Here is an 11,802-nt window from a genome sequence, read left to right as displayed (position 1 = left end):
AATTAAGGGGTGTAACTATGGTGCAAATGGATGGATCACATCAGCCTATTACATTAGAAGAAATTAATGAATTCCAGCAGAAGCTTAATTTGAGATTTCCTGAACAATATAAAAACTTTCTATTAGAATCAAATGGAGGCGATCCTTCACCAAGCATGTTCAAAATTTCTGATGAGCAAGGGGAAGGAGTACTTAATATTTTTTATGGTATTGGGGACATGTATAGTAACTTAGAAGAATATATCGATATTTATGAAGGCAGACTTCCATCAGGGTTTATTCCTATTGGAAACGATCCATCAGGTAACGTGATTTGTTTGGGATTAAGCGAAAAATACTACAGTAATATATTTTTTTGGGATCACGAACAAGAATCTGATAATCCAGATGATATGAGTAACATGTTCTTTCTTGCAAATGATCTTAATGAATTTTTGAACTCACTGTACGATGATAAAGAAGAATAATTCGTATAGTCCATAAGATTAACTAGGTTTACATCTTAGCAACTAGACCTTACAATACAACCAACAATGCCACAATGCGAGCTAGCTGCCCGTGTTGTGGTCTTTTTTATCCTCTATATGTATGACGGGTGACGTGCAAAAGAGTCTACCCACATATGGTCATGCTTACTCTAAACATGGCTCACATATTTCTGATGCTAAATTAAAAGCTAGGGCAATTAATGATAAAGTTCAGATTGGTAGGTGGGATAATCAAAAAGATGCTGCAAAACTAATATCAGAAGTTGGGAAAAAAGGACAGGGAGTTTATGACATAGAATTGCCGAGTGATGTTGGAGGGACATCATTCCTGAAAACAGGAGAAGTGATTCCAGCAGATAGAGCAATTATTGTTGTTAGAGAGGACAACAGTATAACAAGTACATATACATACAATAGTGGCCATCCTACAAAGCCAAAAGGTGTTACACCACAGGCAATCAAGTCCGAGCCACGTATAGTAGTTTCAAAGATGGTGGATATGTCGGTCCGTTAGAGGAGAGGAATGCAACGTGGCAAGGTCTAGTCAAGACATGGGACTATGCAAGCGATGTGGTGACACTTCAAAAGTCTTGGGGTGAGCTCGGGAATGATGCCATAGGGGTCGCTAGTGAATTCATCACTCCTCTCATGAATCAGGCCAAAAAAGATCCGATCACCATGCTGACGTTCACCGAAGAAGAGAGTAAACAGGCGGGTGTCTCGGATGCGGAAGCGAGTTTAGCTCAGCTCGACATTGCGGGAATGGCGCTAGGAGGCAGTTCGCTAGTCAAGAAAAGCGCCATGAAAATCAATAAAATGGGACGTAAGTCGGACCATGGAGATGGTTCGGGGCCAAAAGGTTTCCTTCATGGGGATGGAGATGGTTCAGATGGTGCCGCTGCTGTAATAAAAGATGGGAAATTCAAGACCAATGCGGCATTACTTCCTCCATCTCTGAATGAGTTGGGCGAACTCATCGCTAAAGCGGTGGGGAAAATGACGGAAGGTGCTGCGGGCAGTATCCCGTGGCGTATTAGGTACGTACAACTACCCGACGGTGGGAACGTACCAGTCATTATGAAGATGGACAAGCAGGGTTCATCAGGTAAACGTAAGGAAGACTTCAAGGGTAAAACTGAGCAAGATTATAGAAAGCTTATTGACGAGGCCGAGGCTCGTGGAGATTCGAAAGCTGCTAATGATTTAAGATACGAGCGGTACTGTGCAAGAAAAGAAGCTAGTGGTGATGTACCGAGAAGTCGCGAAGATTGGGACATTGCAAATGAGAGATTAAAAAATAATTCAAGCCGTGGAAGTGAAGAAGAGAAGCAAGGTAGAGAGTCTTTGACAAACCATTTGGGACGTGAACTTGAAGATAACAATAAAGATACGATTGTAACATTTACTTCTAGCGAGGGACATGTAACCCGACCTGATAGTATTGGACGAAACGAGAATAAGGAAATAGATATTGTACATGATCATAAGCACCACACAGGTGAGGGAAATCAAGTTATTTACAACGATTCACAGATGCGAGCAGAAAAAGAAATGGCAGAGATGGTTGAAAATGGACGTCATATAGTGACAATGTCGAGTGATAACCCCGATTTATATGGTGTTCCTCCTAAACCAAGACCAAGTGCACCTTTGGCTAGTGGAAGTGAGATATATTATACTGATCCTTCTAGTGGTAAAGTAACTCATAAATGGATAATAGATAAGGAAACCGGAGAAGGTTTCTGGGAAGATGTTTAAATCTGTTGGAGGTGTTTTTAAACAATGACTGTCCATCCTAAATTTTTTGGTATTTCCATGTTTCCAAGTGTTGATTTAGTGAATGTAGATGTAATAAACAGTATATTGAATGTTTTTGGAGCAAATGAATATTTCGAGCCAACTTTATGGGGAAACAGTGAAACAGTAAAGGTCGACTATGATCGTGATGAGATTATAGCAAGGATACTTTTACAACAACCAAGGTTTTCAGAATTATATTTACAAAGAAATCATTCAATAGAGTATACGGGGAAATTGGATTTGATTTCAAACTTTAGAACTTACTTTGGTTTTGATTTTAAAAAACCTCCTAAAAAACTGTGGCCTGAAATTTTTAAACTATCAGATGAAATTGCGAGCGTTATTAAACCGCGGTATGGTATCACTCATGGCTTTTGGCCAGTTCTTACACCGTGGCAGTCTGAAGTTGATCGTTTACAAAAATGGATGAACTTTTGCTCGCAACCGGCTCCGGTTACCTTTGGGCCGTGTGGTCCACTGGGAATGGGAACTCGAACTTACTTTAGTGGAGATATATTGAATTTATTTGATAAAGAGATTTTTGAAAAAATCCCTGCCGAGGTGACAGAAATGGACTGGGGGGGGATTCGAATTGATCTTGTGGCAAAGCCTTGGGAGGCAGATGCTAATGAATTACTTGATCGTTGGACTACTGTAATGGACTACATGGAACAATACGATGTTTTTGCTATACCTAGTTTTAGCAAAAGTAAAAGATCAGTTTCGTTTAATCCAAATAAAGCATGGGAAAAATATTTAAAACAATTACAATTATTGAGACAAAGGGGTGGGGATGTCAATGGGTAATCAAAGAGGAGAAATAGATGAAATAATTTCTAAAATTTCATTTTCCATAGAGGAAAAAAATATAGTCGAAGCAATAGATATTTCTGGTTTAGATCTTAGCTTTTCAGATTTTTCTGAATTAATGGCTAATCGAATGACAGCTGTTGGCACTAAATTAAGAGCATCCTCCATTATTAATGCCTCATTTCGTGATTCTGACTTTATTTCGGCTGACATCAGGAAGTGTAATTTGGAAAATATCGATTTTGCAGACTGTTTTTTTAAAGATTCAAACTTCAATGAATCAACTATGAAATTTGCTAAAATTAAAATTAGTTTTTGCGAGAAAGCGTGTTTTGATCAGGTTGATTTAAGTAACGGAGATTTATATGATACCATTTTTAATGGAAGTACATTTAGAAATGCAAATTTAACAGATGTAAAGGCAAAGTACGCTTCTTTTAAGGATGTCGATCTAAGTGGTGCGAATCTTACTAATGGAGATTTTGAGGGTGCGAACTTCATCAGTTCTAAATTGGATGGGGTGATTTGGATAGGTGCAAATATAATTGGTGCAAAGTTTGATGAAGGAGTGCTAGAAAAAATTACTAGTGAATTGTAATAAATGATTTAAGTGAATATATATTTCAGTTCGAAATTTGGCACTTAAATGAATACGTTCTAAAACTCATTCCCGTATTTAAAAGTGTATAGGAATGAGTTTTTTGTATTAGAAGGAGCTGGAGCAGGCGACTGTGGAGAAGGCCACTCCCGGTCTGGATCCGTCGAAACTAAAGGCTGAGGGGACAGGCAATGGGGGAAGATAATTTCTAGTGTTGATGATTTATCAGATGAGGCAAGATCAAAAATAACGACTAGCCAACAAGCTACATTAAATCTACACGACAGGGTCTATACTCATGCAACACCAAATGATTTATTAGGAGCTGAAAAGAATTGAATGGAATTTCTTCTTTTGAGAGAGGATGGTTCACTGGTATTGAGGGAAGATGGATTTCCATTTAATCATATGCAATAAGTTTTATACTTATATAGAGGATTGGCAAAGCTTATAAAAGCTATGAGGAATTCTTAAAAATCCTAAGTTAGACCATGGTTTTAGTGGAAGAAGATATTCATGACGAATTCAAACATATTGGTGGGCAATCTAAGGTCAATGGTAAAAACAAAACAAAAAATAGTGAGGAGTAGTTTCTATGGCTGAAGTTGTACGAGTACATGATAAGGTATCTTTAGAGCAAGTGGAGAATTTTGAGAATACTACAAATATCAAATTACCTATGTTATATAGAGATTTTTTATTAGAATATAATGGGGGGCGTGTTCAACCGAATGTCTTTAAAATCTCCTCGGATGAGGGTGAAAGTGCATTAAATATACTTTATGGAATTGGCAGCATGAGAAGTAATCTAGAAAGAAAATTTGATTTTTTTGATGATATATTGGAAATTGGCTTTATTCCTATTGCTAGTGATTCAGGTGGTAACCAGGTTTGTTTAGGTGTTACTGAAGAGTTCTATGAGCAGATTTATTTCTGGATACATGATGAAGAGTATGATGAGGCTATGGAAAACATGTTTTTTTTGGCGAAAAATATTAATGAGTTTATTGGTAGTTTGTACGACACCGAATAGAGTTTCTGTTCAAACAGGAGAAGCAAAGTTGCTCAATTCTTAAATCAGTATGATTGGCGGCTCAATTCGAGAAATTCAGTTATGATTGAAGTTTCATCTCCTGTGCTAGTAGCATAAACTAACTAGATATTCGCTCATAGTCATTAGATCTTAGTAATATTCACAAGTACTTGCCTCAACTATAATTGGGAAATACACAAAAAATGGATGGGTTAAAAGAAGATTAGCGCTGTCTAATGGTGACGTGGCAGTTAAGACCTGTATAAAAAAGAAACCCCGCACAACGGCGGGGGACAGGTTAGCTAAACAACGGTTAATATTACAGTAGTAATCGATATGATCGTCGAAAGAGATTTCTTCATTTCTGTTGTACGTACATCAAATGCTTTAATTTTATTACTTGAATAACGCTATTCCAATACATCTAGCAGGTTGATTATGGTCAGATACCACCATGATCGACCTGTTTTTTGTAATGTTCGCTTTCTCACCGATTTATAAAATTCTTCGTAACTGTAGTATACTTCGCCTCGATTGGGAAGATGAAAAGACAAAGCATCATTCGGGGTAGTTAACCCGACCATTAATAATGTCAAGATTTATCTTCAACTTGTCTGCAACGACTGGATTGCTTGCCGCGATGGTTATCGTGAACGAACAATTTGGCGACGACCAGTTGATATAGCACAGGCCAGGGTAACGCTTAAAGGCTAGCTATCTGCCATCTAATTAAGCCCGAAATTCATCAAAAATTCGGAAGAGAGCAGAACTTACTGGGACCTCTTTTCTTTTACACAAAGATCTTCAATATTATTTCTACATGAGGATTGTGTATGAGGTTTAGTTATACAAGATCCATCAAAAAAATAATTTTCATTCTGAAATTAACGGTAGAATGGAACTAGTACCTTTTGGTATACATAATTCCATAAATCATAAAGGTGGAAGAGCTCCTGGTGGTTGGGCGCACGCTAAAAGATAAAATATAGGGAGTGAAAAAGATGAGAATGGATATTAATACAGTTGTTCTGCCATTACCGAGCGATGAATTATTAGATGTAGTTGAACGAAGCTTAAGAGTTTCATTTCCCGAAGCTTATAGAATCTTCATTAAGGAGAATAATGGAGCTGTACCAATCACTAATGTTTTTAGTTTTAATCACCATAAATATCTTATTGAAAATTTTTTGTGTGTACTAGATGACAGTGAGTCTGATCCCATAAATGGTTGGTATGATATTGAGGTTACTATTACACAAATAGGGGATAGATTAACTGACAATGAAGATTTAGTCGGAATGAATGTAGTTCCGATCGCAGCACTTTTTTCAGGAGATTTTATTTGTTTAGATTTCAGAGAAACAAAAGAGCCTACAGTAGTTATTTGGTTTCATGAAGAGTCAGAGGAATTTTCTCCTGTGATACAAATGGTTGCCTGTAATATATCTGAATTTTTTGAAATGCTAAAAGAGTAGAGCTTTTTTAGTTGATGATAAGGTACTATAAATTGCCTACTTTGTGCGAAAGAGTCTGGGGCTGATTTCAAAAGATTGATTTCATCGATCCTCTCATCCGATCACCATGCTGACGTTCACCGAAGAGAGATGCAAATGTCAGTATTGGATAAAAATAAAATAGATGGAATTGGAAAGAGTAAAAATGAAAATAAGTTAGCGTTAATGATTGCAGATCATTTAGATTGGGAAAATGAACTCCAGCACTTAACATTATTGCAAGACAAAATTAATGCATATATCATTTATTGAAAGTGGGCAAGTCTATAGCATCTATCCAGATGCTAAGTCAGTAGATGGGTTTATTTTTGATTTAAGATTTAAATATAAACCAACTGAGAATTGCAATAGAATGTTGGATGTATTTAGAAATAATATTCAAGATTTGAGAATCGAGTTTAAAATATATGAATCCTAGATTACTTGTATTTGGGGTGAAAGTATGAAATCAAACGAAGTATTTGATAATGTATGTAGTTTAATATCAGAAAAGTATATAAATAGTGGTTGGAAATATTCTAAGTCAGGTCATTGGATGACAAAAAAAGACGGGAATTTCATGTATAAGATATTTTTTTATACAAGTTGGAATAATATATCAGATAAAAATGTAGCATTTTATGGTGAATGTGCAATTATCCCATTAAAATCAAAAGATAAAATATTTCATAATAATACTCGTCAAAGTAATGTACCAAAAGGTCATTTATATTGGAACATAGCAAATGAAGAAGATTGGGATCGGACAATTGAAGAATTTACTAGTTGGTTAGATAGCTCGTTCATGCCAATTGTAGAAAGCTGTATGAATGACTTAGAAAACTTTGTGAAGCAAGTTGCTATGAGAGGATTTTATCCTTCAAATGGTTATGTGGTTGATATTAATTTTATATTAACTCATGGTTCTCGTAAATTAGCAGAAGAAGCCACTAAAAGGTACTATGCAAGTTTAGATGAGCCTATAAAAAAAGAATTTAAAGAAAATTATGAGAGTATGATAAATGGTAATGAGGCCGTGAGTGCGTACGGTAATAATATGATGAGGAATTATTCTAATTTTAGGACTATATTAGAAAATAATATAGCTGTGACGTTATAACAAATTAAATTATTAATATCGTTTGCGATAATAGGTAATCCATTTATCGCTTTTTGTTATGCCAAATAGCTTTACAACCTAGGGGACGGGATATTCTGATAAGGTACCGAGTCTAGGTACGGTTGACGCAGGTGTAAATGGAGCACCAAAAGTAGATGCAGGAAAGCAAGGTGCGTGTTCCAGATAATGGTAATAATGTTTCAACCAAGTCGCAGTGGCTTGAAGAATCAAATGCATCAGCAGTTAAGTTATCACTATCCGTCTTACAAGAAGTTCTTTTGTGACATTGACGGTGGGGGTAGATGAACTGGCGGAGTATTTACGTGAAGCGAATCATAACACCTGTTCCACCCGTAAGCCAGAAGGAATACTGGAATTGGTGAAGCAGGATGGCGAGACGAAGCGGAAATTCCAAGAATACAGAGACTTCCTCATCGTCAACATGGCGGGGGACATGCGAAGAAGTCGGGAACTCATTAAGTATATTGAGGAACAGCTTAGGGTCGTATTGGCACAGACTGATTACAGGCTAGAGTCGATGGATGGAATTAGCACCGTTAGAGCGGCGGAACTGATTGCTGAAATCGGAGATATTCGTCGCTTCTCCAATGCCGACAAGTTAGCCCGTTTTGCCGGAATCGTTCCTGTCCGCTTTAGTTCGGGCGGTAAGGGAAAAGACCTGCCAGTGGACAAGGAAATCGTGTACTGAATGCCATCTTTCATAACCTAGCCGTTCAGCAAATCCAAGTCGATGGTATTGATCCCCGAAAAAGTCCAGATTTCATAATTGAAGGACAAGTATTTGATTGTTATGCTCCTGAATCAACTAATCTAAGTACCGTTCTTAAAATGCTCAGAGATAAAACCACAAATCAAGCAAGGAGAATAGTTTTGAATTTAAATGATTATCCTTTTGAAAAAAGAACTGAACTTATAGAGTTTATACTAAGTCAGACTCACAAGGATTTAAAACATTTAAATGAACTATTGGTCATTGAAGGCCGTCAAGTAACTAGAGCGTATTGGAGGTATGAGTAAAATGGATTTTTCGTTATGTATTAGTTCTGATTTTCCTAGAGAAGAATTGAGTAAATTGCTATACACTATGTTATGCGAAGCATTATTTGTAGAATTAATTGATTATGAGGCAGAAGTATGGGACAGGTCCTTTACTCACAGCGTAAGTGTGGGCTGCACATATTTTTCAATGAGCATTAATCTAGATGATGATGAGGACTATACAGAACGTTATCGGAAGGCAAATTTTGAAGCGTATGGTGTAGATACGAATGTTTTTATTAGTATTCAATTTATAACGAATACATTTGATATAGGATGGATAAAGATACTTGAAATGATAGGTAAAATATTGAATATGAATGATCGAGATTTGATTTTAGAAGATGACTCCTCATATCCATTGCTGAAAAGAATTAAAGGATCTTTACTTATCAACAGTAAATTGGATGAATATCGAACATGGTATATGACGAAAGAAAATCTAGCACTATTAAATTATCCTTATGAAGAAGAGGATTTTCTAGAAAATAGTGAAGAATAAACACCTCTAAAGTTATCTCCAGATTTTACGATATGGTCGCATTCTCTTGAAGGTGTTTCAATTTGTCTAACTCTATGGGTCACTTTCCACTTGAACCCGCATGATAACATGAAGTTTTTTTTAAGTGTCTACTTAAAAAGAAAATACCATTTTAAGGTACAATGTTTTTGTTCCCACAAATGAATAGATATTTAAAATATTTCTTATTCGCTCCTGTAATACGTAAATCGCAATCAAACAGAAATCGAATATGCCTGATCACCTTGTCCTTGCGAATTCGCCCATGCTATATTGGAGAGATGTGAGGAGATGAGGATATGAAATTAGTGTCCTGGAATGTAAATGGATTACGGGCATGTGTGACCAAGGGATTTATGGATTATTATCAGGAGAGCCAGGCTGATATTTTCTGTGTACAAGAGACGAAGCTACAGGCAGGCCAGATCGAGATGGATCTTGGTGATGATGTATATCAATACTGGAATTATGCGATCAAAAAAGGCTATTCCGGCACAGCCGTATTTACCCGGATCAAGCCACTGTCCGTCTGGTATGGGATGGAGGAAGACAGTGAGCCGGAAGGTCGAATGATTACACTGGAGTTTGATGAACTTTATCTGGTGAATGTGTATACACCTAATGCAAAGCGTGACCTGACCCGATTACCTTACCGTCTCGAATGGGAGGATCGTTTCCTGAAATACCTTCAGCAGTTGGAAGCGACCAAACCGGTTATCGTATGTGGTGACCTGAATGTAGCCCATCAAGAGATTGATCTGAAGAATCCCAAGCCCAATATGGGCAATTCAGGGTTCACATTAGAAGAGCGAGGTAAAATGACGGATTTGCTCGCGGCAGGATATGTGGATAGCTTCCGTCACCTGTATCCGGATCGCACGGATGTGTATAGCTGGTGGTCGTATATGCCAAAGGTTAGAGAACGGAATGTTGGCTGGCGTATCGATTATTTTCTGGTATCCAATCAACTGGTCTCAAAAGTTGAGGATGCACACATTGACTGCCATGTAATGGGTAGCGATCATTGTCCTGTCGGGCTAACATTAAATTGTATAGGTTGAACTAGACATTTACACAAGAACGGAGAGGACAGAAATAACGTGAAGAAGCGAAGCGTTCGCCTGAAAGCTTTCTGCAAGAAAGCTGCATCGGAAGCATAAACCATCCCCGGATTTTCCCTTAGAAAAAGGGAATCAGAAAAATCTGGGGATAACAGCGATTGGAATGTTGTTCTGTCATTGGAGTGGTCAGTGTAAATATTTTAGTTCAATCGCAATAATTCGAATGCAATATGCCGCAAGTTTCCGAGGAGTGACAGGAGACTTGCGGTTTTTTAGTTCTTTTCAACGATCCCGGGCAGGATTACATACTAGACTAAAGTTGGGGATTAGACTAGGCTCTGGATCGTTTCTTGCCATGAGAACATGGGTTAGGATTAATACATACATAAGGAGTCTTGGCTTAGCATGGATTCAGAACGGATATCAAGTTGCATGGGGAGGACGAGAATGGATAGATTGCTGGGTAGAGGTATTCGAATTGTTGGCGGTGTGATGGTTGTAACAGGTGTTCTGTTATTTGTCGGGGCGGGCTACATGGTAGTGCAGGACGTTCAAACGAGGCAGGCTTATCTGCCAACGGAAAGAATAGATGAGTTTAACCGGGGTCATGTACAAGTGAATACATCTAGCACGTTACATTCAGGTGGAATAAGGCTTGCTTCTGATCCCGAAGATTCAACCTTGGTTGAAGAGTTTACACAAGTTTATGAGCATTTGAAATCTTCACTGAACTTGGAGTTATATGAATAAGCGAATTGTGGCTTGATTGAATCATAGCCGAGAAGGAGGAAGAGGGATGAAGGTAAAGGTGATGGGCGGATTCCTAGCTTGGTTTCTGGTCAGCTTCTTACTATCCATCGCAGCACTATCTGTCATGATGCTGTATGCCTCAACGTACGTTGAAGCAGCTTCATATATACATTCATCACATCTTCTTACGATGAGTTCATCGTAATGATTGTAGGATAGGATTTCTTAGGTTTCTTAGATCTTTAATTAGGGTAAGGGGGTGGAGAGATAACCAAATAATGAATGTAGATGTGGATTAAGTCAACGCAAGATAAGTCCACATTACATCGACTGAGCAGAATATGTATACGATATTGCTTAGTCCAACATACACAACATAAGGAGTGAACATAATGAAAATACCTCAGAAGCATCTCATGATGTGTGCTGCTGTAGCCATGGTTATTGCCCTAAGTGCTTGTAGCGGCAGGACAGAACAGCCAGCACAGGATACAGGACAGGTTAATTCTGAATCATCGGAGTCAGCGGGTGAAGTGAATACTGAGGCGAATAACGAAGCAACCACAGCGGAAGTGAGTTCCCCGGATGGTACAGCAGAAATTGTAGATACCGATGAGGAGACCGATTCCGAGGCTGGTGGAGATAACGCAGCAGCAGAAGGGACTCAAGAATTACCAGACGTCTTGCCAACAGACTTCCCTATGCCAGATGACGCTCATATTCAACTAGCTAACTCCGGTGACAATGATGGTAAGAAGACAGCTATGGTGATCTACACCACGGAGCAGGATATGAAGATAGTCTCCAAGATGTATAAGGACTATTTCGAAGCCAAAAAGTTAACCGATGCAGGTCAGACGTTGGATGACAAAAATATCATTATTCAAGGGACTGATCCTGAAACGAAGCAGCAATGGTCACTGATTGGCGGAGCCCTGGCTAGCAAGGAAGGTACGATTGAGCTGACACTTACGTGGGCTGAATCTTGATAGCTGGAACAACTCAATATAGAACATATGATATGTCTTGCCTTACATTGTCGGTGGCTCTGTTGCCACATAAATGTAAGG

Annotated in this window: 16 protein-coding genes and 1 pseudogene; all 17 read left to right on the top strand. The window is 38.2% G+C overall.

The window, feature by feature from the left end; genetic code table 11:
• Positions 1–17: 17 nt before the first annotated feature.
• The 17 genes and pseudogenes from MH215_RS04315 to MH215_RS04240 all read left to right on the top strand — a co-directional run bounded on the left by MH215_RS04315 (position 18) and on the right by MH215_RS04240 (position 11,721).
• Positions 18–467 carry an SMI1/KNR4 family protein gene (locus tag MH215_RS04315; protein ID WP_239288422.1) on the top strand — a complete coding sequence of 150 codons (450 nt, stop codon included), beginning with the start codon at positions 18–20 and terminating at the stop codon, positions 465–467.
• Between the two features lie 133 nt (positions 468–600).
• Positions 601–1,002 carry a hypothetical protein gene (locus MH215_RS04310; RefSeq protein WP_239288421.1) on the top strand — a complete coding sequence of 134 codons (402 nt, stop codon included), beginning with the start codon at positions 601–603 and terminating at the stop codon, positions 1,000–1,002.
• A gap of 56 nt (positions 1,003–1,058) precedes the next feature.
• Positions 1,059–2,246, top strand: a complete 1,188-nt coding sequence (locus MH215_RS04305; protein WP_239288420.1) for a hypothetical protein — start codon at positions 1,059–1,061, stop codon at positions 2,244–2,246.
• Between the two features lie 24 nt (positions 2,247–2,270).
• Positions 2,271–3,095 carry a hypothetical protein gene (locus MH215_RS04300; protein WP_239288418.1) on the top strand — a complete coding sequence of 275 codons (825 nt, stop codon included), beginning with the start codon at positions 2,271–2,273 and terminating at the stop codon, positions 3,093–3,095.
• Positions 3,088–3,696, top strand: a complete 609-nt coding sequence (locus MH215_RS04295; RefSeq protein ID WP_239288416.1) for a pentapeptide repeat-containing protein — start codon at positions 3,088–3,090, stop codon at positions 3,694–3,696. Before MH215_RS04300 ends, MH215_RS04295 begins: the two co-directional genes overlap by 8 nt.
• 595 nt (positions 3,697–4,291) lie before the next feature.
• Positions 4,292–4,729, top strand: coding sequence for an SMI1/KNR4 family protein (locus MH215_RS04290; protein ID WP_239288414.1), 438 nt, complete (start codon positions 4,292–4,294; stop codon positions 4,727–4,729).
• 853 nt (positions 4,730–5,582) lie between these two features.
• On the top strand, positions 5,583–5,711 hold the full coding sequence (locus tag MH215_RS04285; protein ID WP_343224519.1) for an HNH endonuclease: 129 nt from the start codon (positions 5,583–5,585) through the stop codon (positions 5,709–5,711).
• 19 nt (positions 5,712–5,730) lie between these two features.
• Complete coding sequence (locus MH215_RS04280; RefSeq protein WP_239288412.1) at positions 5,731–6,204, top strand: SMI1/KNR4 family protein; 474 nt, start codon at positions 5,731–5,733, stop codon at positions 6,202–6,204.
• Positions 6,205–6,333: 129 nt separating this feature from the next.
• Positions 6,334–6,661: pseudogene (locus MH215_RS29315) on the top strand (DUF6572 domain-containing protein).
• A gap of 24 nt (positions 6,662–6,685) precedes the next feature.
• Positions 6,686–7,342, top strand: a complete 657-nt coding sequence (locus MH215_RS04270) for a hypothetical protein (RefSeq protein WP_239288408.1) — start codon at positions 6,686–6,688, stop codon at positions 7,340–7,342.
• 280 nt (positions 7,343–7,622) lie between these two features.
• On the top strand, positions 7,623–8,051 hold the full coding sequence (locus tag MH215_RS04265; protein WP_239288406.1) for an IS110 family transposase: 429 nt from the start codon (positions 7,623–7,625) through the stop codon (positions 8,049–8,051).
• Complete coding sequence (locus tag MH215_RS29310) at positions 8,048–8,380, top strand: CdiA C-terminal domain-containing protein (protein WP_481857423.1); 333 nt, start codon at positions 8,048–8,050, stop codon at positions 8,378–8,380. The genes MH215_RS04265 and MH215_RS29310 overlap by 4 nt, the downstream gene beginning before the upstream one ends.
• Position 8,381: 1 nt before the next feature.
• Positions 8,382–8,903, top strand: coding sequence for a hypothetical protein (locus MH215_RS04260; RefSeq protein ID WP_239288405.1), 522 nt, complete (start codon positions 8,382–8,384; stop codon positions 8,901–8,903).
• A 317-nt stretch (positions 8,904–9,220) separates the two neighbouring features.
• Positions 9,221–9,982 (top strand): exodeoxyribonuclease III, encoded by a 762-nt coding sequence (locus tag MH215_RS04255; RefSeq protein WP_239288404.1) that lies wholly within the window; start codon positions 9,221–9,223, stop codon positions 9,980–9,982.
• Positions 9,983–10,429: 447 nt separating this feature from the next.
• Positions 10,430–10,732 (top strand): hypothetical protein, encoded by a 303-nt coding sequence (locus MH215_RS04250; protein WP_145408267.1) that lies wholly within the window; start codon positions 10,430–10,432, stop codon positions 10,730–10,732.
• A gap of 46 nt (positions 10,733–10,778) precedes the next feature.
• The gene (locus MH215_RS04245; protein ID WP_164848766.1) at positions 10,779–10,937 is read left to right on the top strand and encodes a hypothetical protein; all 159 of its coding nucleotides are present in this window, start codon (positions 10,779–10,781) and stop codon (positions 10,935–10,937) included.
• Between the two features lie 187 nt (positions 10,938–11,124).
• Positions 11,125–11,721 carry a hypothetical protein gene (locus MH215_RS04240; protein WP_239288400.1) on the top strand — a complete coding sequence of 199 codons (597 nt, stop codon included), beginning with the start codon at positions 11,125–11,127 and terminating at the stop codon, positions 11,719–11,721.
• Positions 11,722–11,802: the final 81 nt, after the last annotated feature.

The organism is Paenibacillus sp. ACRSA (genome assembly GCF_022346845.1).
Lineage (GTDB): Bacteria > Bacillota > Bacilli > Paenibacillales > Paenibacillaceae > Paenibacillus.
This window is presented reverse-complemented; position numbering and strand designations above follow the sequence as displayed.